Source organism: Streptomyces sp. NPDC001100, assembly GCF_053598575.1.
In genome coordinates this window covers 203,196-223,215 of sequence record NZ_JBSFKO010000001.1, presented here as the reverse complement: position 1 = coordinate 223,215, position 20,020 = coordinate 203,196, and the positions used below count along the sequence as shown (strand labels likewise).

The 20,020-nt window shown below is 70.4% G+C and carries 17 protein-coding genes; 5 read left to right on the top strand and 12 right to left on the bottom strand.

Annotated features, from left to right (window positions below; genetic code table 11):
- The 5 genes from ACWDEW_RS01045 to ACWDEW_RS01025 form a co-directional block, all read right to left on the bottom strand.
- Positions 1-1,563, bottom strand: coding sequence for a PucR family transcriptional regulator (locus tag ACWDEW_RS01045; RefSeq protein WP_450508349.1), 1,563 nt, complete (start codon positions 1,561-1,563; stop codon positions 1-3).
- A 27-nt stretch (positions 1,564-1,590) separates the two neighbouring features.
- Entirely contained in the window at positions 1,591-2,877 is a 1,287-nt protein-coding gene (locus ACWDEW_RS01040) for an aspartate aminotransferase family protein (RefSeq protein WP_450508348.1), read from the bottom strand.
- On the bottom strand, positions 2,874-3,716 hold the full coding sequence (locus tag ACWDEW_RS01035; protein WP_450508347.1) for a nitrilase-related carbon-nitrogen hydrolase: 843 nt from the start codon (positions 3,714-3,716) through the stop codon (positions 2,874-2,876). Before ACWDEW_RS01035 ends, ACWDEW_RS01040 begins: the two co-directional genes overlap by 4 nt.
- Positions 3,717-3,874: 158 nt before the next feature.
- Complete coding sequence (locus ACWDEW_RS01030; RefSeq protein WP_450508345.1) at positions 3,875-5,752, bottom strand: hypothetical protein; 1,878 nt, start codon at positions 5,750-5,752, stop codon at positions 3,875-3,877.
- Between the two features lie 166 nt (positions 5,753-5,918).
- Positions 5,919-6,170: a helix-turn-helix domain-containing protein gene (locus tag ACWDEW_RS01025; RefSeq protein ID WP_019071243.1), complete on the bottom strand. Its 252-nt coding sequence runs from the start codon at positions 6,168-6,170 to the stop codon at positions 5,919-5,921.
- A gap of 32 nt (positions 6,171-6,202) precedes the next feature.
- Here ACWDEW_RS01025 and map point away from each other — a divergent pair, with 32 nt between their 5' ends.
- A complete protein-coding gene (map, locus tag ACWDEW_RS01020) occupies positions 6,203-6,973 on the top strand; it encodes a type I methionyl aminopeptidase (protein WP_450508342.1) in 771 nt (256 codons plus the stop codon).
- A gap of 142 nt (positions 6,974-7,115) precedes the next feature.
- Positions 7,116-9,692: an ATP-dependent Clp protease ATP-binding subunit gene (locus ACWDEW_RS01015; protein ID WP_450508340.1), complete on the top strand. Its 2,577-nt coding sequence runs from the start codon at positions 7,116-7,118 to the stop codon at positions 9,690-9,692.
- Here ACWDEW_RS01015 and ggt read toward each other — a convergent pair.
- Entirely contained in the window at positions 9,676-11,478 is a 1,803-nt protein-coding gene (gene ggt / locus ACWDEW_RS01010) for a gamma-glutamyltransferase (protein ID WP_450508338.1), read from the bottom strand. The genes ACWDEW_RS01015 and ggt overlap by 17 nt on opposite strands.
- A 143-nt stretch (positions 11,479-11,621) precedes the next feature.
- Here ggt and ACWDEW_RS01005 point away from each other — a divergent pair, with 143 nt between their 5' ends.
- Both ACWDEW_RS01005 and ACWDEW_RS01000 read left to right on the top strand, forming a co-directional pair.
- Positions 11,622-12,377 (top strand): hypothetical protein, encoded by a 756-nt coding sequence (locus ACWDEW_RS01005; protein ID WP_450508336.1) that lies wholly within the window; start codon positions 11,622-11,624, stop codon positions 12,375-12,377.
- A 116-nt stretch (positions 12,378-12,493) separates the two neighbouring features.
- The gene (locus ACWDEW_RS01000) at positions 12,494-14,062 is read left to right on the top strand and encodes a CocE/NonD family hydrolase (protein WP_450508334.1); all 1,569 of its coding nucleotides are present in this window, start codon (positions 12,494-12,496) and stop codon (positions 14,060-14,062) included.
- A 36-nt stretch (positions 14,063-14,098) separates the two neighbouring features.
- On the opposite strand, the gene ACWDEW_RS00995 is transcribed toward ACWDEW_RS01000, so the two are convergent.
- From ACWDEW_RS00995 to ACWDEW_RS00975, 5 genes are all read right to left on the bottom strand, one after another.
- Entirely contained in the window at positions 14,099-14,956 is an 858-nt protein-coding gene (locus ACWDEW_RS00995) for an amino acid ABC transporter permease (protein ID WP_359613345.1), read from the bottom strand.
- Positions 14,953-15,597: an amino acid ABC transporter permease gene (locus tag ACWDEW_RS00990; RefSeq protein WP_450508331.1), complete on the bottom strand. Its 645-nt coding sequence runs from the start codon at positions 15,595-15,597 to the stop codon at positions 14,953-14,955. The genes ACWDEW_RS00995 and ACWDEW_RS00990 overlap by 4 nt, the downstream gene beginning before the upstream one ends.
- 11 nt (positions 15,598-15,608) lie before the next feature.
- Positions 15,609-16,514, bottom strand: coding sequence for a glutamate ABC transporter substrate-binding protein (locus ACWDEW_RS00985; protein ID WP_450508330.1), 906 nt, complete (start codon positions 16,512-16,514; stop codon positions 15,609-15,611).
- Positions 16,515-16,531: 17 nt separating this feature from the next.
- Positions 16,532-17,275, bottom strand: coding sequence for an amino acid ABC transporter ATP-binding protein (locus ACWDEW_RS00980; RefSeq protein ID WP_450508328.1), 744 nt, complete (start codon positions 17,273-17,275; stop codon positions 16,532-16,534).
- 112 nt (positions 17,276-17,387) lie between these two features.
- Positions 17,388-17,795 (bottom strand): DUF6278 family protein, encoded by a 408-nt coding sequence (locus ACWDEW_RS00975; RefSeq protein ID WP_450508326.1) that lies wholly within the window; start codon positions 17,793-17,795, stop codon positions 17,388-17,390.
- A 174-nt stretch (positions 17,796-17,969) separates the two neighbouring features.
- Between ACWDEW_RS00975 and ACWDEW_RS00970 the strand changes: the two genes are divergently transcribed.
- Positions 17,970-19,211, top strand: coding sequence for a lipase (locus tag ACWDEW_RS00970; protein WP_450508324.1), 1,242 nt, complete (start codon positions 17,970-17,972; stop codon positions 19,209-19,211).
- A 19-nt stretch (positions 19,212-19,230) separates the two neighbouring features.
- Here ACWDEW_RS00970 and ACWDEW_RS00965 read toward each other — a convergent pair whose 3' ends face one another.
- Positions 19,231-20,010 carry an exodeoxyribonuclease III gene (locus tag ACWDEW_RS00965; protein ID WP_450508323.1) on the bottom strand — a complete coding sequence of 260 codons (780 nt, stop codon included), beginning with the start codon at positions 20,008-20,010 and terminating at the stop codon, positions 19,231-19,233.
- Positions 20,011-20,020 lie beyond the last annotated feature (10 nt).

Sequence of the window (20,020 nt, the reverse complement as noted above, 5' to 3'; positions counted from 1 at the left end):
TCACCCCTGTTGCGCGTCGTGCGCGAGGAGCGCGATGTGCACCGACGCGGCCTGCTCGAAGTCGTCGAGGTCCACCCCGAGCCGGCCCTCTATCGCCTCCAGCCGGCGGTACAGCGCGGGCCGCGAGACGTGGTGGAGCTGCGCGGTGCGCGACTTGTTGCGGCCGGTGGCCAGATACGTCCGCAGTACGGCGAGCAGGTCCTCGTCGGCCGCGCACAGCAGCCCGTCCAACTCCCGCTCGGCGAACGACTGCACCTGCGGGTCGTCCCTCAACAGCCGGATCAGGCCGCGCAGATGAACGTCCTTGAGGCGTACGACGGTGGGGAGTTCGAGGGCGTCGCTGGAGTCGGCCACGGCGTCGGCGACGTGCTGTGCCTCGCGCAGACCGGCGGGCACGTCGTCCCAGACAGTGCGCTGCCCGGCGGCTGCCACCACCGCCTTCAACGCCCCCGACTCGGTGCGCAGCCGGCTCGCGAAGTGCGCGGCGAGGGCGTCCGCGTCCTGGTCCCGGGGCAGGCTGAGCAGCACGGCGGTGACACCGTCGGCCAGTTCCGCGACGAGTCCGGGCAGGCCCAACAGCCTTAGAACCCGGTCCAGTTGGTTCGTGTCGCCGTCGCGTACGACCATCGGGACGAAGGTGCGGCGGTTGACCGGGAGTCCTGCGGCCCGAGCGCGGGGCAGGAGTTGGCGGGCCGGCACGACGCCGCTCGCCAGGTCGGTCAGCAGGCTCTGCGCGGACTGTTCCTCCCAGGTGTGGGCGGAGCCGCCGAGCATGCGGTGCAGGACCAGGGCCTCGGCGGCGCGGTCGGCGAGGAGGCGTCCGGTGGCGGTGTCGCCGCGGTGGCCGCACAGCATGATCTGGCCCCAGCGCTCGCCGCGTCCGCCCAGTTCGGCGCGGATCCAGCCGTCGCCCTCGCTGCCGCCGGCCTGGCGGGAGATGCGCTCCCAGTCGCGCAGCACGTCGTCGACCGCGGACCGCTCCCCCGCCGTGGCGAGGACGCGGTGGGCGAGGTTGGTGACGACCACGGGGCAGGCACTGTGCGCGGCGACCTCGTCGAGCAGGCTCTGCAGCGGGGCGCCGCCGGTGATGAGTGCGGTGAGCGCGGTCCGTACGGCTTCGGAGAGGCTGACGGCGGCGAACTTCCGCCGTACCAGCCGGGATTGGACCTCTTCCGTCAACTCCGCGAAGGGGAAGGGGCGGTGCAGCACCACCATGGGCAGTCCGCACCGCTCGGCCGCACGGCGCATCACGTCCGGCGGGGCGGGGAAGGCACGGCCGAGACCGAGGACGACGGCCGAGGCCTCAGCGCGGTGCAGGGACTGGATGTACTCGGCCTGGGCGCTCTCGTCACCGGCGAGGAGGACGCCGGTGGTGAGGATCATCTCGCCGCCGCTGAGCATCACGCCGACGTCGGCGGCCTCGGCGACATGCACCCACCGCACGGCGCGGTCGAGCTGGCTCGCGCCGGCCACCACCTCGGGCTCCCCGGCCAGGACCCGTTCCAGGGCGAGGACCTGACGGACCGACAGGGCGGGTTCCAGGGTGTCGAAGGTGGTGGCCATGACGATGTTCCCTTGCTCGTACTGCTGCTACTGCGTGCTCGCCAGAGCCCGTTCGAGGATGGCGGCGCCCTCTTCGGCCTCCGCGACGGTGAGGGACAGCGGCGGGGCGATGCGCAGGGCGCTGGTGTCGTGGCCGCCGCCCTTGCCGATCAGCAGCCCGCCCTCGCGGGCCGCTTCGAGCACGGCGGAGGCGGCCTGCGGATCGGCCTCGTCGGTGCCCGGTTTCACCAGCTCGATGCCGATCATCAGTCCGCGCCCGCGCACTTCCCGTACGCCGGGATGCTTCGCCGCGGCGGCCCGCAGCCGCTCGATGAGGAGGCCGCCGACGCGCCGGGCGTTGCCCTGGAGGTCGTGCTCCAGGAGGTAGGTGAGGTTGGCGAGGCCGGCCGCCATGGTGATCTGGGTGCCGCCGAAGGTCGAAATGCTGTTGGAGTCCAGGCAGTTCATGATGTCGGCGCGGGCGACGACACCGCCGATCGAGCTGCCGTTGCCGATGCCCTTGGCGAAGGTGAGGATGTCCGGCGGACCGCTCTGGGCGTGCGCCTGCCAGCCCCAGAAGTGGTCGCCGGTGCGGCCCCAGCCGGTCTGCACCTCGTCCGCGATCCACAACACGCCCCGCTCGGCGAGGACTTCGCGGAAGGCCGCGTACAGGCCGTCCGGAGGAGAGGTGAAGCCGCCGACGCCCTGGATCGGTTCGGCGATGAGGGCGGCCGGCGGGCGGACGTGACCGAGCAGGTCCTTGAGGTCGGCCACGCAGGCGGCGATGAACTCGGCGTCGGACAGGTGGGCGTAGGGTCCGCGCGTGCGCACACCGCCGTGGACGTACAGCGTCTGGAGCGGGGAGAGGGAGGTCGGGGACCAGCCGCGGTTGCCGGTGATGCCGACCGCGCTGAAGGAGCGGCCGTGGTAGCTGTTGCGCATGGCCAGGATCTGGTTGCTGCGCCGGTAGGCGGTGGCAAGCAGCAGGGCGGTGTCGTTGGCCTCGGTGCCCGAGGTGGTGAAGAAGACGCGGGCGTCGGGGATGCCGGACAACTGGGCGACGCGCTCGGCGAGTTCGACCATCGGCCGGTTGAGGTAGAGCGTGGAGGAGTGGAGGATCCGCCCGGCCTGCTCGCTGACCGCCTTGGTGACCTCGGGGAGCGCGTGCGCGGTCATGGTGGTGAGGATGCCGCCGAAGAAGTCGAGGTACTTGTTGCCCTCGGCGTCCCACACGTGCCGGCCCTCGCCGTGCGTGATTTCGAGCGGGTTGTCGTAGTAGAGGGCGAGCCACTCCGGGAGCACGGCCTTGTGCCGCCCCAGCAGATCCTTGGTCACGGTTGCACCAACCCTTCGTAGGCGTCGGGACGACGGTCGCGGTAGAACGCCCACTGCTGGCGTACTTCCTCGATCAACCCGAAGTCCAGGTCGCGGACGAGAAGTTCCTCGTCCTTGTCACTGGCGACGTCGCCGACGAACTGGCCTCGCGGGTTGACGAAGTACGACGTCCCGTAGAAGTCGTTGTCCCCGTACTCCTCCTGTCCAACCCGGTTGATCGCGGCGATGAAGTACTCGTTGGCGACCGCCGCCGCGGGCTGTTCCAGCTGCCAGAGGTAGGCGGAGAGACCGCGTGAGGTGGCGGACGGGTTGTAGACCAACTGGGCGCCGTTGAGGCCGAGTTGGCGCCAACCTTCGGGAAAGTGGCGGTCGTAGCAGATGTAGACGCCGACCTTGCCGACCGCGGTGTCGAAGACGGGCCAGCCGGCGTTGCCCGGCCTGAAGTAGTACTTCTCCCAGAAGCCCTTGACCTGCGGGATGTGGTGCTTGCGGTACTTGCCGAGGAAGGTGCCGTCCGCGTCGATCACGGCCGCGGTGTTGTAGTAGAAGCCGTCCTGCTCGATCTCGAAGACCGGGACGACGATCACCATGCCGGTCTCGCGCGCGAGCTGTTGCATACGGCGCACGGTCGGCCCGTCGGGCACCGGCTCGGCCCAGTCGTAGTGCTCCGGTTCCTGGACCTGACAGAAGTAGGGGGCGTTGAACACTTCCTGGAACCCGATGATCTTGGCGCCCTGGCGGGCGGCCTCGCGGGCGTGTTCCTCGTGTTTCGCCACCATGGACTCGGTGTCGCCGGTCCAGGTGGCCTGGACCAGAGCGGCGCGTACGACGTTGGCCATGAGCTGCTCCTTCGACGGGACGTCAGAGCCTCTACGCCCGTAGACAAAGGCCGTAGAGGGATGAACGTAAGCCTCCGGAGGAGCCTTGCCAAGACCATCGTCGTTAACCCGCGGAGTCGATCGCGTTTCACACTCCGGTGGGCGAGCCGATGGGCCACTCAGGCAGTGAAACCCGCCACCCGGAGGGCATGGACAAGATCCCAGTGGCGCTCGTCCGAGACACCCCGGGCCGCCTCCACCAGCAGCGGGACGAGCTGCTGGGGGTCGGCCGCGACACTGCGGGCCGCCTCCTCGGGGGTGCGGACCCTGACGTAGGCGTCGAGCAGGGCCATGATCTCGCGGCGGCGGCCCTCGGCGGCGAGCGCGAGCACCGCCTCTCCTATCTCCTCGGCCGGGCGGGCCACGCCCTGCCGCAGGATCTGCTCGCCGTCCGCCGTACGGCCCGCCGCGACCAGCGCGTCCGCCGCGCCGACCAGCCGGTCGGCGGGCAGCGAGGCGGCCTCCCACAGCAGCGTCGCCCAGTCCGCGCCGAGTCCGGCGCGCTGGAGCTCGGCCGCGAGCAGCGGGAAGCGCGCGGCGGGCCAGTACGCGGCCTCGGCGAGCAACGCGTGCGCCTCGCCGCTCCTACCCTCCCGCCGCAGCCCCACGAGCCGCTGCACGGCCTCCACGGTGGCCTGCCGCGCCTCCGCGTCCAGCGCCTCCCGCTTCGGCTGCGCCCGCTCGGCCGGCCGCGCGGCCCCGGCGAAACGGGCCCCGCGCGGGGTGCGGCGGGCGGCTGGCGCGGAGGTCGGCAGATCCGGTACGGCAACTGCGGGGCCCGGGGCCGGGGCGCCCGCGGCGGTGTCGTCCTCGGCCATACCGGCGAAGCGGGCGCTGCCTCGGCGGCGCTTGCGCTGCTTGGGGGCGGGGGCAGCTTCGGGGGCGGCGTCGGTGGACTGCGCGGGCTCGGGGGCCGCGGGCTGTACGGAGTCGGGGGCGGCGGAGCGCGTCGCCTCGGGTGCGGGCCAGTCGGAGGCGCCGGTCGCGGGCCAGTCGGAGGGCTCGGGCGCGGGAGTGCCGGCGGGGCTCGGAAAGTCGTCCCGCAGGGGGGCCGGGCTGCCGTAGCCGGGGTTGGCGCGCTCGAAGTCCTCGTAGCCGCGGCGCGCGTCGGGGGCGCTGTCGTCTCGGCGCGCGGGCTGGGATTCGGTGCGGCCGATGCCCACCGGGCCGCCCATCGGGCCGTAGCCGCGGGGCGCCTCACGCAGCCCTTCGTCGTGGCGCAGGGGATCGGGGCCGCCGTAGGCCCGTCCTCCGGTGTTGTCGGGGCCGCCGTAGCCGCTCTGCGGGCCGGTGCCGGGTGTCTGTTCGGTGTCGCGCTGGCGGGGCAGGCGGTGGGGCGCCGGGCCGTTGTCGTACGAACCGTACGGATCCTCCCCGCCGGACCGGCCGTCCTGGGCCTGGACTTGTGCCTGGTCCTGGAAGGTGTCGTCGGCCCGGAACACGTTGCCGTGCCGGTCGCGGTGGACCGCCCCGCCACCCCGGAGGTGGACGCGGTTGTCCAACTCCTCGATGCGGGAGCGGAGTTCGGCGCAGCGGGCGGTGGCGCGCTCATGGTCGTCGTGGGCCCAGGCGAGGTCGAGGCGGAGCGCGTCGGCCTCCTCCTGCGTGGTGGCGGCGCCGAGCAACCGCCCCAGTTCCGCCTGCCGTTCGGCGGCGTACTTCTGCTCGCGGAGCATCACGTCGAGCCGGTCAACGAGGGCGTCCCGGCTGCCGGGCCGGGCGTCGAACGCGGCGAGCGCCGCCGCGTGCAGGGCGCGGGCCCGCTCCTTCTCCTGGGCGGCGACACCGGGGCCGTACTCGGCGGCGAGGTCCTGGAGCAACGCCTCCACCACGTCCCAGGGCGGTATCTCACGGCCGCCCAGGCAGGCCTGCATACCATCGGGATCGCGCTGCCAGAACACCCCGCACCAGCCGCCGCCCTGGTCGAGGCGCGTCAGAAGCCGGTCGAGGTAGTTCGCGAACTCCCGCACCTGTCCGGGGAGTTGATCCACAGCCATGCTCCAACTCCCGCCAGACCGGAATGCTCCGGTCCGTAGAAAACACCATTTGTGTTACGACGCGGCTACGGAAGCTTTTCGAGCCGGGCGCAGAGAGCTCGGAGCCTACGCCTCCCTCCTGTGCGCCCGCCGGATTCCGCCGTATCCGCCACGCCCGCCACTCGATTCAGGCCGCCAACGGCGCACACCTGACCACGAGTTGGTCCATGGACAACCCGAGCGCGTCGGCGAGAGCGGCGACGGTGAAGAAGGCGGGCGTAGGAGCCCGGCCGGTCTCGATCTTGCGGAGGGTCTCCGCCGAGATGCCCGCGTGCGCCGCCACGTCCGTCATGCTCCGGCCACCACGGGCCTCGCGGAGCAGCCGGCCGAGCCGTTCGCCGCGTTCACGCTCTTCGGGGGTGAGAGGGGTGCGTACCATGCCGTCATTCTAATACCGGTATAGTAATTGGCATGGTGGAACTCAAGACGGACACGTCTATCGATGCGATGTACGAGGCGGGCCAGGTCGTGGCCCGCGCCCTCACGGCCGTGCAGGAAGCCGCCGACGTGGGCGTATCCCTGCTGGAACTGGACGAGTTGGCGCACGACGTGCTGCGCGCGGCGGGCGCGACCTCGCCCTTCCTCGGCTACCGCCCCTCGTTCGCGCCCACCCCGTTCCCGGCGGTCGTCTGCGCCTCGGTGAACGACGCGATCGTGCACGGCATCCCGGACGGCTACCGCCTGCGCGACGGCGACCTGGTCTCGATGGACTTCGGCGCGAAGCTGGGCGGCTGGGCCGGCGACTCGGCGATCAGCTTCATCGTCGGCAAACCGCGCCCCGCCGACGTACGCCTGATCGACACCGCCGAGCGCGCCCTCGCGGCGGGCATCGCGGCGGCCGTCGTGGGCAACCGCATCGGCGACATCGCCCACGCGATCGGCACGGTGTGCCGTGCGGCGGGCTACGGCATCCCCCAGGGCTTCGGCGGCCACGGCATCGGCCGCCAGATGCACGAGGACCCCGGCGTCCCGAACGAGGGCCGCCCCGGCCGCGGCCTCCCCCTCCGCCACGGCATGGCCCTCGCGATCGAGCCCATGCTGATCGCCGGCGGCAAGGACGGCTACCACGAGGCACCCGACGGCTGGACCCTCCGCACGAACGACCGGTCGAGGGCGGCACACGTCGAGCACACGGTGGCGATTACGGAGGCAGGACCCAGGGTGCTTACTGAGCGACGGTAAGGTCAGCGCCCCCTTTGGGGGCGCGGGGCTGTGTCGATTTGCGGCTCCGCCGCGTGGGCGCGACCAGCCACAACGAACCCGCAGCCATGAAATCACCCAAACCGCACATGCCCCACACAGTGGTCCGTGCCATGGTGGATTGATGACCAGCGGCTACATACCCCCCGAAAACGACCCCTTCGGAGACTTCCTCGCCAGGCTCTTCGGCGGAGCCGCCCGCCCCGGTCCACGCCACGTGGACATAGGCCGCCTGCTCAGCCAACCGGCCAGGGACCTCGTCCGAGGCGCCGCCCAGTACGCCGCAGAGCACGGCAGTCACGACCTGGACACCCAGCACCTCCTCCGCGCAGCCCTGTCCGCGGAGCCGACCCGCGGCCTCCTCACCCGCGCAGGCGCGGATCCCGACTCCCTCGCCGCGGAGATCGACGCGCGCTCGGGACCGGTCCAACCCCCGGAGGGCACCTCGCTCGCCCTCACCCCGGCCGTCAAACGCGCCCTCCTGGACGCGCACGACCTGGCGAGGGCGGGCGGCACGGGCTACATCGGCCCCGAGCACGTGCTCGGGGCCCTCGCCGCGAACCCGGACTCCGCCGCCGGACACATCCTGAACGCGGCCCGCTTCGCCCCCACGGGCCTGCCGCCGGAGGCACCCGACGGCGCGCTGCCGCGCACGGATCAGCCGCGCCCCACCGGCACTCCCACCCTCGACAAGTACGGCCGCGATCTCACCGACCTGGCCCGGCAGGGCCGTATCGACCCGGTGATCGGCCGCGACGAGGAGATCGAGCAGACCATCGAGGTGCTGTCCCGGCGCGGCAAGAACAACCCGGTGCTGATCGGCGACGCGGGCGTCGGCAAGACCGCGATCGTGGAGGGGCTCGCCCAGCGCATCACCGACGGCGATGTGCCTGACGTGCTGACCGGACGGCGGGTGGTCGCCCTGGACCTGACGGGCGTGGTCGCGGGCACCCGTTTCCGGGGCGACTTCGAGGAGCGGCTGACGAACATCGTCGGCGAGGTCCGCGCGCACTCGGACGAACTGATCGTGTTCATCGACGAGTTGCACACCGTGGTCGGCGCGGGCGGTGGCGGCGAGAGCGGTTCGATGGACGCGGGCAACATCCTCAAACCGGCCCTCGCGCGCGGCGAGTTGCACATCGTCGGTGCCACGACGCTGGAGGAGTACCGCCGGATCGAGAAGGACGCGGCGCTGGCCCGGCGCTTCCAGCCGATCCTGGTGCCCGAGCCGACCGTCGCGGACGCGATCGAGATCCTGCGCGGACTGCGCGACCGCTACGAGGCGCACCACCAAGTCCGTTACACCGACGAGGCGTTGGTGGCGGCCGTGGAGCTCTCGGACCGCTATCTCACCGACCGCCGACTGCCCGACAAGGCGATCGACCTGATCGACCAGGCGGGCGCGCGGGTACGGCTGCGGGCCCGCACGAAGGGCACGGACGTACGGGCCCTGGAGCGCGAGGTGGAGCAGCTCTCCCGCGACAAGGACCAGGCGGCGGCCGACGAGGACTACGAGAAGGCGACCCAACTCCGTGACCGCATCGCCGAGTTGAAGGTGCGGCTGGCGGAGGCCGGCGGCGAGGACACGGGTGACGAGGGCCAGCACCTGGAGGTCACCGGTGAGGCGATCGCCGAGGTGGTGTCCCGGCAGACCGGTATCCCGGTGAGCAGTCTCACCGCGGAGGAGAAGGACCGGCTGCTCGGCCTGGAGGAACATCTGCACCGGCGGGTCGTCGGCCAGGAGGAGGCGGTCCGGGTCGTGTCGGACGCTGTGCTGCGTTCCCGCGCCGGGCTGGCGAGCCCCGACCGGCCGATCGGCAGCTTCCTGTTCCTGGGACCGACCGGCGTCGGCAAGACGGAACTTGCCCGCGCCTTGGCCGAGGCCCTGTTCGGCAGCGAGGACCGGATGGTCCGCCTCGACATGAGCGAGTACCAGGAACGGCACACGGTGAGCCGTCTCGTCGGCGCTCCGCCCGGCTATGTCGGCCACGAGGAGGCCGGTCAGCTGACCGAGGTCGTCCGCCGCCACCCCTACTCGCTCCTCCTCCTCGACGAGGTCGAGAAGGCGCACCCGGACGTGTTCAACATCCTGCTCCAGGTCCTGGACGACGGCCGGTTGACCGACGCGCAGGGCCGCACGGTCGACTTCACCAACACGGTGATCGTGATGACCAGCAACCTCGGCTCCGAGGCGATCACCCGGCGCGGGGCCGGCATCGGCTTCGGTCCCGGCGGCGCCGACGCGGACGAGGAGGCGCGGCGCGAGCAGATCCTGCGCCCGCTGCGCGGGCACTTCCGCCCCGAGTTCCTCAACCGCATCGACGAGATCGTTGTCTTCCGTCAGCTCACCGCCGAGCAACTCCGGCTGATCACCGACCTGTTGCTGGAGCGCACCCGCCGGCTGCTGCACGCGCAGGGCATCACGGTCGCGTTCACGGACCCGGCAGTCGACTGGCTGTCCCGGCAGGGCTACCAGCCCGAGTACGGCGCCCGGCCGCTGCGCCGCACCATCCAGCGGGAGGTCGACAACCAGTTGTCCCGGCTGCTCCTCGACGGCCGGATCGCGAAGGGCGGCCGGGTGACGGTGGACGCGGAGGACGGGCGGCTCGCGTTCCGGACGGAGACGGCGGCCCAGCCGGCCTCCGGCTCGGCGCCCACGACTCCGCCCGCCTCCGACTCACCGTCTACGGCGCCGGACTGACCACGGCCGCCGAGCCGCCGCCGCGCCGTACCTTCTCGGCGGCGGCCAACCACTCTCCGTTCGGCAGCCGTTGCACGCCCGTCGCCGCGCCGATCTCCGGATTCAGCGTGAAGGAGTGCCCGATGGCCTGCAGCTTGGTCTTCAAGTCGCTGTTGTAGAGCGCCGGTTCGAGCTCCGTGTTGGCCGCGTTGCGCTGACTCGCGCGCGGCGCCGCGATCGCGTCCACCAGCGGAAGCCCCCGGTCCAAGAACTCCGTGAGGGTCTGCAGCACGGTCGTGATGATGGTCGCGCCACCGGGTGAACCGAGCGCCACGACCGGCTTGTTGTGCTTGTCGAGGACGATCGTCGGGGAGATCGACGAACGCGGGCGCTTGCCCGGACCCGGGAGGTTCGGGTCGTGGACGGCCGGGTTGGCCGGGGTGAAGGAGAAGTCGGTCAGCTCGTTGTTGAGCAGGAAGCCGCGGCCGGGCACGGTCATCGCGCTGCCGCCGGTCTGCTCGATGGTGAGCGTGTAGGAGACGACGTTGCCCCACTTGTCGGCGACGGTGAGGTGAGTGGTGTTCTCGCCCTCGTACGTCGTCGGGGCGGCCTTCCCGGCGGCGGTGCAGGCCGTCGGGTGGCGCGGGTCGGCCGGTGCCAGCGGGCTGGTGAGGACCGCGTCGTCCTTGATGAGGCAGGCGCGCGAGTCGGCGAACTTCTGCGAGAGGAGTTCCTTCGTCGGCACGTCCTCGAAGGCGGGGTCGCCGACCCATCGCCCCCGGTCCGCGAACGCGATCCGGCTGGCCTCGATGTAGTGGTGCAGGTACTGGACCTCGCTGGCCTTCGAAAGGTCCGTCTTCTCAAGGATGTTGAGGGCCTCGCCGACGGTCGTGCCACCGGAGGAGGAGGGCGCGATGGAGTAGACGCCGAGTCCGCGGTACGAAGTCTTCGTGGGCGCCTGGAGCTTGGCGCGGTAGGCGGCGAGGTCCTCGGCGGCCAGCTTGCCTGGGCGGGCGTTCCAGCCGGAACTCGCGTCCGCCTTCGGCTGGTTCACCGTGGCGAGGATGTCCTTGCCGAGGGCACCGCGATAGATGTCACCGATCCCCTTCTTGCCCAACTCCTTGTAGGTGGCGGCAAGCTCGGGGTTCTTGAAGGTGGAGCCGACGACCGGCAGGGCACCGCCCGGCAGGAACAGCTTGGCTGTGTCGGGGAAGTAGCGGAAGCGGGTCTCGTTGGCCGCCGTCTGGGTGCGGAAGGTGTTGTCGACCGTGAACCCGTCGGACGCGATCCGCTCGGCGGGCTTGAGGACCGTACCGAGCTTCTCACTCCCCCACTGGTCGAGGGCCTTCTGCCAGGTGGCCGGCGTGCCCGGGGTGCCGACGCTGAGGCCGCTGCTGACGGCGTCGGCGAAGGCGAGGGCCTTGCCGTTCTCCACGAAGAGGTTGGAGTCGGCGGTCAGCGGCGCGGTCTCGCGGCCGTCGATGGTGTGCACCGTACGGGACTTGGCGTCGTAGTAGACGAAGTAGCCGCCTCCGCCGATGCCGGAGGAGTAGGGCTCGGTGACGCCGAGCGCGGCGGCGGTGGCGACGGCCGCGTCGACCGCGTTGCCGCCCTTCTTCAGCACCTCGATACCGGCGGCGGTGGCGTCCGCGTCGACGCTCGCCACGGCGCCGCCGTAGCCGACGGCGACCGGAACCTTCGTCGGTGTGCTGCTGCTCGTCGCGGCGGGTGGGGCCGCGGCCCCGACCGACGCCACGGCGGCCGAGACCGCCAGGACCGACAGTTTCCGTGCCACAGGGCGACGCATCCGTACCTCCAGTCCAGAACCGTCCGCGCAGCGTATCCACCTGGCACGGGCCCCGACAGACCGCTTCCGGCCGCCGCCACACGAACGTCACACGTCGAACACCGGTACGTACCAGCCACATCGGGCCGCTAACATGCGCGCCCATGAATGACGACCTGCGCAACATCGTTCTGGGCGTGGCCGCCGCCGGCATCAGCGCCGCGCTCGGCTGGCTCGCCCGCACCTACCTGTGGAAGCGCAAACTCCGGCGCAAGCAGGCGTTCTTCGGGCTGCCCGACAACTCCGAGTCGCTGCTCGTGGTCAACCGCGAGGCGGGCGGACCCGAACTCACGGTGATGCGGCACGACGTGTTCGCGCTGCTCGAACTCGCGGCCCTGATCAAGGACTGCAACGCGCACGCCCAGGTCGTCGCGCACGACGCGGCCCAGCAGGGTTTCGGCGAACGCACCGAGTTCTGCGTGGGCGGCCCGGCCTCCAACCGCCGGATGGCCGCACATCTGGCGTCCCTGCTGCCCGGTATCCGCGTCAACGTCGACCCGGAGCCGGGACCGGACCGTGGCGCGTTCCAAATAGGCAGCGAGCGCTACCGACTTGAGCCCGGCAAGGGCGAGTACGTGCTTCTCGCCCGGCTCACCGCCGGCCAACTGGGCGGCGCCCGTCCGGTGTTCCTCTTCTGCGGCCAGCGCGCGATCACCAACCAGGCGGCGACCCGCTATCTCGCCCGCAACCATGAGAAGTTGGCCCGCAAACACGGCGGCAACACCTTCGTCCTGCTGCTGAAGGTGGTCAACTCGCAGGCGTACGGCCCCGATGTGGTGGAGCTGGTGGCGGACGTGACCCGGGCGGCGGAAACGCCCCTGCCTGCACCGGCACCACGAAGTTCGCACCGCGCGTCCTGAAGTCACACACACTTCAACAATCGTTACTGGCACGTAACTTACCCACGGGTTACCTCAGGTAAAGGGCCGCGGTTACCGTCGGGTCACTTTGCATTGACACGTGTGAGGAGTGACCCGTGCGAAACCGTCGCCAGTCCCTGCGTACGACCGCCGCGGTCGCCGTCTCCGCGGCTCTCGTCGCCGGAGGCGTCCTCGGACTCGCCCCCGCCGCCCAGGCCGCCACGAGCGCCGTCCGCTTCGTCGACATCGCGGGCGACGGCGGCACGAAGCTCGCGGCGAACGTCGTCCTGCCCGCCGACGCGGACGGCTCGCACCGCTACCCCCTCCTCGTCCTGCCCACGAGCTGGGGCTTCCCCCAGGTCCAGTACCTGGCCCAGGCCGAGAAGCTCGCGAACTCCGGCTATGTCGTGGTGAGTTACAACGTCCGGGGCTTCTGGCAGTCCGGCGGCGGGATAGAGGTCGGCGGCCCGGCCGACGTGGCCGACGCGTCCAAGGTGATCGACTGGGCGCTCGCCAACACCCCGTCCGACGCGGGGCACATCGGCATGGCGGGCGTGTCGTACGGCGCCGGCATCAGCCTGCTCGCGGCGGCACACGACAAGCGGATCAAGGCAGTTGCGTCTCTCAGCGGCTGGGCGGATCTGATCGACTCGATCTACTCGGGCCGCACCGAACACTCCCAGGCGACCGCCCTGCTGGACGGCGTCGGCCTCGTCACCGGCCGGCCGAGCGCGGAGACGAGCCAGGTCTTCAAGGACTTCTTCGCCTCCGACCTTTCCAAGGAACAGGAGTTGATCGACTGGGGCAAGGAACGCTCACCCGCGACCTACCTCGATCAGATCAACAAGAACGGCGCGGCCATCTTGCTCGCCAACGCCTGGGGCGACACGATCTTCCCGCCCAACCAAATAGCCTACTTCTACGGTAAGTTGACCGGCCCCAAGCGGCTCGAAATCCGCCCCGGCGACCACGCCACCGCCGAGCTGACCGGACTGTTCGGGCTGCCCAACGGCGTGTGGACGGACACCGAGCGCTGGTTCGACCACTACCTCAAGGGCGAGGACAACGGGATCAACCGCGAGGACCCCGTGGAGCTCAAGTCCCGTTCCACGGGCGGCTACGAGGGCTATCCGGACTGGAAGTCGGTGGGCGCGACCCGCAAGAAGATCGACCTCGCGGGCACGACCACCATCCACACCAACGTCGACTCGGGCGCCGACGGCGGGATCGTCTTCCTGTCCAGCATCCTCGACCAGGTCGCGCAGGTACCTCCGGTGGCCGCCCTTCCCCTCCTCCCCCGCCGCTGGGCCGCCGTATGGCAGTCGGAGAAGTACGCGAGCGCCCAACAGGTGCGCGGCACCGTCAAGTTGCACACAACGGTCACGGACACCAAGGAGAGCGGCACCCTCGTCGCATACCTCTACGACGTGGGCCCGCTCGGCCTCGGCAAGCTGGTCACCAACGCGCCGTACACCTGGCACGGGCAGACGCCCGGCCGGCCGTTCGGTGTGGACCTGGAGTTGTTCTCCACGGCCTACGACGTCCCGGCAGGGCATCGTCTCGCCCTGGTCGTCGACACGGTCGACCCGCTCTACATCGAGCACAACCCGACCGGCGCGCAGCTGACCTTCTCCTCGCCCACGAACGACCCGTCGTACGTGTCGATCCCGCTGCGCGAGCAGTGATCTCCGGCTGCCGCCGGACGGGCAAGTGCCCTCCAACTACTGCACCCGCGGCAGCAGCGTCCCTGGTTCGGCCGGGGCCACGTCCACGGCCTCGGTCTTGGGACTGCGCTGCTCCCGGCGGGACACCCATCCGGCGAACCAGGAGAGCAGCATGCACATCCCGATGTAGATCGGCGAGATCACCATCACCACGGGGATGAACGGCAAATCGTAGTCGAGGTTCGACGCGATCAGCTTCCCGGCGTGGAGAAACTCCTCATAGGTGATCAGATAGCCCAGCGAGGTGTCCTTCAGCGCGACCACCAACTGGCTGATGATGGCGGGCAGCATGGCTCGTACGGCCTGCGGTACGAGGACGTACGACATGACCTGGGTCTTGCGCATGCCGAGTGCGAACGCGGCCTCCCGCTGGCCGCGTTCGACGCTGTTGACCCCGGAGCGGAAGACCTCGGCGAGCACCGAGCCGTTGTAGAGGGTGAGTCCCGCGACCAGTGCGGGCAGCGGCTGCACCTTGAGCGCCACGAAGATGAAGAAGATCATCACCAGGACGGGCATGGCGCGGAAGAACTCCACGACGAGCGTGGAGAGCCAGCGCACCGGCCGGTGGTCCGACAGCCGTCCTACGGCGAGCAGGGTGCCAAGTGCCAGTGACAGTACGGCCGCGAGCCCGAAGGCCTTGAGCGTGTTGCCGAGGCCCCGCAGCAGCAGTTCCTGAATTCCCTTGTACTCGAAAGGCATCCACTTCGTGTACGTGAACTGGTCGGTGTCGAACAGGAGATACAGGATCCAGGCGAGGAGGCCGAGGATGACGACGGTGGACGCGATGCCGTAAAGGCGGTGGCGTTTGCGGGTCTTGGGGCCGGGGACGTCGTAGAGGGCGTTGGCGGTGGTCATCGGGCGACTCCCCACTTCCTCTCCAGCACGTTGAACAGCGCGCTGATGGCGAGGGTGATGATCAGGTAGCCGAGGGCGATCCAGACGAAGGTCCAGACGATGTTGTAGCCGAGCTCGCTCAACGTCCGGTAGGTGCCGAGGAGTTCGGTGACGCTGAAGGCGCCCGCGATCGCCGAGTTCTTGGCGAGCGCGATGAGCGTGGAGCCGACCGGCGGGATCACCGAGCGGAACGCCTGCGGCAGCACGACCAGTCCGAGGCTCTGCCCGAAGGACATCCCGAGGCTGCGGGCCGCCTCGCCCTGCCCCCTGGGCACGGTGTTGATGCCGGAGCGCAGCGCCTCGCAGATGAACGCCGAGGTGTAGCAGCCGAGCGCGAGGACCGCGAACACCTTGAAGGGCAGCACGAGTCCGAAGCGCGGCAGGCCGAGCAGCACCGCGAAGAACAGCAGGGTGAGCGGGGTGTTGCGCAGCACGGTGACCCACACGGTGCCGAACACCCGCAGCGAGCCGACGGGGGCGACCCGGAAGGAGGCCATCAGGAAGCCGAGGGCGAGCGCCAACACCGAGGCGTAGACGGTGAGTTCTACGGTGCCGAGGAACCCGTCGACGAAGGTCGAGAAGTTGTCTGTCAGTACGTTCACATCGGCCTCGCTCAGCTCGCCGGGTAGCGGTCGATCGCGGGCGGGGTGGGCGCGGGCACTCCGGACAGGCCGAGTGTCGCCTCGTACGCCTTCTTCCAGTCGCCGTTCTTCTCACGGGCCTCCAAGGCGTCGTCGAGGGCGAACCGCAGGGCGTTGTCGCCGTGCGGGACTCCGATGCCGTACGGCTCCTTCGAGAAGGGCTTGCCGACGACCTTGAGCTGATCGGGGACCTTCGCCGCGTAGCCGATGAGGATCGCGTCGTCGGTGGTGACGGCGTCGACCTGGTAGGTGAGCAGGTTGTCGACACAGACCGAGTAGGTGTCGTAGGCGACGAGTTGGGCCTTGGGGTAGTCGTCCTTGATGCGCTGGTACGGCGTGGATCCGGCCGCCGAGCAGACGCGTTTGCCGGCGAGGTCCTGCGGGCCGTGGATGTCGTGCTCGTCGCTGCGCACGAGGAGCGACTGGCCGGCCATGTAGTAGGGGCCGGCGAAACCGACGAGCTTCTTGCGCATGTCGTTGATGGTGTAGGTGCCGACGTAGTAGTCGATCTGGCCGTTCTGCAGGGCGGTTTCACGGTTGGCGGAGGCGATCGTCTTGAAGTGGACGGTCTTCGGGGCGAAGCCGAGGGAGGCCGACATCATCTTGGCGATCTCGATGTCGAAGCCGGAGTAGGTGCCGGTCGCCGGGTCCTTCTCGCCGAGGTAGGGCTGGTCCTCCTTGGCGCCGACGACGAAGTGGCCGCGCTTCTTCGCCCGCTTCCAGGTCGTGGAGTCGGGGAGCTGAAAGCCTTGTGCCACTTGGTAGTTGGGGAGTTTCTCGGCGGCCGGACCCTTCACGGGCGGGCTGCCCTCCTTGCCGCAGGCGGTCGCGAGCAGCACGAGGATCAGCACGAGGAGCACACGGGTGGTACGGAACATGGATCGCACTCCCCCGCTCAGTGCTTGAGGATCTTGGACAGGAAGTCCTTGGCCCGGTCGCTGCGCGGGTTGGTGAAGAACTCCTCGGGGGTGCGGTCCTCGACGATGCGGCCGTCGGCCATGAACACGACGCGGTTGGCGGCGGAGCGGGCGAAGCCCATCTCGTGGGTGACGACGACCATGGTCATGCCGTCGTGGGCCAACTGCCGCATGACTTCGAGGACTTCGTTGATCATCTCCGGGTCGAGGGCCGAGGTCGGCTCGTCGAAGAGCAGGGCCTTGGGTTCCATGGCGAGGGCGCGGGCGATGGCCACGCGCTGCTGCTGGCCGCCGGAGAGCTGCGCGGGGAACTTGGGTGCCTGCGAGGCGAGTCCCACGCGGTCCAGGAGTTCCATCGACCGCTTGTCGGCGTCGTCCCGTTTGCGCTTGCGGACCTTGATCTGGGCCAACGAGACGTTCTGCAGCACCGTCTTGTGGGCGAAGAGGTTGAACGACTGGAAAACCATGCCGACTTCGGCGCGGAGCCTCGCGAGGGCCCTGCCCTCTTCGGGCAGCGGCCGGCCGTCGAGCTGGATCGTCCCGGACTCGATGGTCTCCAGCCGGTTGATCGCCCGGCACAGCGTCGACTTTCCCGACCCCGAAGGGCCGATCACCACGACCACCTCCCCCTTGCCGACGGTGAGGTCGATGTCCTGCAGGACATGCAGCTCCCCGTAGTACTTGTTGACGTCACGCAGTTCGATCAACGGATCGACGGCCATGCCCAGCCCTACTCACTCTCAGCTGTGTCGTGGTTGCCGCAAACTATCCACACAAGAACGGAGTTAACGCACGACACGCACTTTTCGGGCATTAGCCGTATTTACGCCCCTCTTACTCTTCGGCGACCTCCGCGTACAGCTGCGAGAGCTCGGGCACACCGCTCGCGGCCCACTCGTGACCGGAGGCCACGACGTCGAACTCGCGCCCGGAGTCCAGCCGTACGACGGGCTGACCGTCCGGCCGGATCTCCCAGGCGGCGCCCTCCACCGCGCGCACGATCACGGTGCCCAGATACAGACCGGCGTCGTTGCCGAGCCAGGACACGGTCTCCTCGTCGTCCCGCCAGCGCGGCACCAGCTGGTCGAGTGCCTCCAACGAGCTTGCGGAGTCGTCGAGTTGGATGCCCTCCCGGGCAGCGTGCGAGCGGAGCAGCTCGCACTCGGCCAGCAGCTCGGCGATGCCCTCGGCGTCGTGGATACGGTGCTTCTCGGCCCGGTCGCCCAGGAAAGGGATGTTCATACATACAGCGTGTCATTCGCATCGCCGTACGCACCACAGGGCGTCGCGGGTGGCGTGTCAGCACCCCGCACGGAGGGGGGAAAGCCCTTCGGCCGGGCGCGGGTTGGCCGGATGGTGGGCGCGATGTCCCGTTCGTACGGTCGCAGTATGAATCGGACAGGCAGGATGATCGTGATGTCGTCGGTTGCCGCAGCCCTCGTGGTGAGCGGTTCGGTGTCCGCGGGTGCCGTGGGGACGGGGGCGGTCCCGGCACCGTCGGCGCAGGCCCTGCACGACGCGGGGCGGGGGCGGGTCGTGTCGGTGGTGCGGCTGCGGACGCTGTCCGCGCGGCAGGTGGCCGCCGAGCTGAGGAGCGACGAGGACGGCCCGGACTGGTACACGGGGAGCGTCCGCTACGGCGTGGACACGTACCGGGTGGTCTACCGCACGGTGGACGCCAAGGGCCGGCCGACCACCGCGAGCGGGCTGCTGGCCTTCCCGCGCGGTGGTGAGCGGCGGCTGCGGACGGTGTCGTTCACGCACGGCACCGAACTCTTCAAGGGCGATGTCGCCTCGGTGTCGAGCGAGGTGTGGGGGCAGGCGCCCGCCCTCACCTACGCGTCGGCGGGCTTCGCCGTCGTACTCCCCGACTACCTGGGGCTCGGCCTCGGCCCCGGGCTCCAGGCGTGGATGGACGTGCCGTCCGAGACGACGGCCGCGCTGGACCTGCTGCGGGCCGCCCACTCCTACGCGCCCTCGGTGGGGCGGCAGTTGGGGCACGAGGTGCTGGCCACCGGCTTCTCGCAGGGCGCGACCGCCGCCCTCGGGCTGACCCGGGCCCTTCAGGAGGGGGCCGATCCCCGCTTCCGGGTCACGGCGGTGGCACCGGTGAGCGGCGCCTACGCCTTCCGGGACGTGGCGTTCCCGTCCCTGCTGGACGGGCGGGCGAACCCGAAGGACGGCGTGATCTACACCGCGCTGGCCCTGGTCTCCTTCAACCTGCTCCATCACGTCTACGACAGCCCCGGCGAGGTCTTCCGGGCGCCGTACTCCCGCACCATCGAGGGCCTGCTGGACGGCACGCACACCGGGCAGGAGGTCGTGGCCAGGACCCCGGACACGATCGACGGACTCCTCACCCGGCACGGGCGGGCGCTGGTCGCGCACCCGACGGGCGGACTGGCCGCCGCGCTGCGGATCACCGACGGGGTGTGCACGGGCTGGACACCGAAGATGCCCATGCGGCTGTACTACGCCGAGGGCGACGAGCAGGCCGTGAACGGGAACAGCGAACACTGCAGGGCGTCGTTCCGGGCCCGGGGTGTCGACGTACCGCTCGTCGACCTCGGCACTCCGGACTACGGCGGCTCCCGCCATCTGGGCTCCCAGCAGGCGGCGACGGGGGCCGTCGTACGGTGGTTCGCCTCGCTGGGCTGAGCGGGCGGGGCGGGCCCGGTCAGACGTCCAGGTCGACGACGACCGGGGCGTGGTCCGAGGCGCCCTTGCCCTTGCGCTCCTCGCGGTCGACGTAGGAGTCGGTGACGGCCTTCGCGAAGGGCTCGTTGCCGTAGACCAGGTCGATGCGCATGCCCCGGTTCTTCGGGAAGGCGAGCTGGCGGTAGTCCCAGTAGGTGTACGGGTGGTCGTACTTGAGGGGGCGCGGGACCACGTCCGTCAGACCCGCCTCGCGCAGGGCGGTCAGGGCGGCGCGCTCGGCCGGGGTGACGTGGGTGAGGCCCTCGAAGGCGGCCACGTCGAAGACGTCGTCGTCGGTCGGTGCCACGTTGTAGTCACCGAGCACCGCGAACGGGCGGCTGCCCTGTGCGTCCTCCGCGACGGCCGCCCTGAGGGCCTCGAACCACTGGAGCTTGTACGCGTAGTGGGGGTGGTCCACCTCGCGGCCGTTGGGCACGTACACCGACCAGACGCGGACCGGGCCGCAGGTCGCCGAGACGGCGCGGGGCTCCTGGACGCCGTCGTAACCGGGGTCCCCGGGGAGGCCCTTGACCACGTCTTCGAGTCCTACGCGGGAGAGCACCGCCACGCCGTTCCACCGGCCGGTCGCGTTGACCGCCGCCTCGTAGCCCGCCGCGCGCAGCTCGTCGAACGGGAACTGCGCCTCGGCGAGCTTGGCCTCCTGGAGGCACAGCACGTCGGTGCCGCTGCTCTCCAGCCAGGCCAGGAGCCTCGGCAGACGGGCGGTGATCGAGTTCACGTTCCAGGTCGCGATGCGCATGCCTCACAAC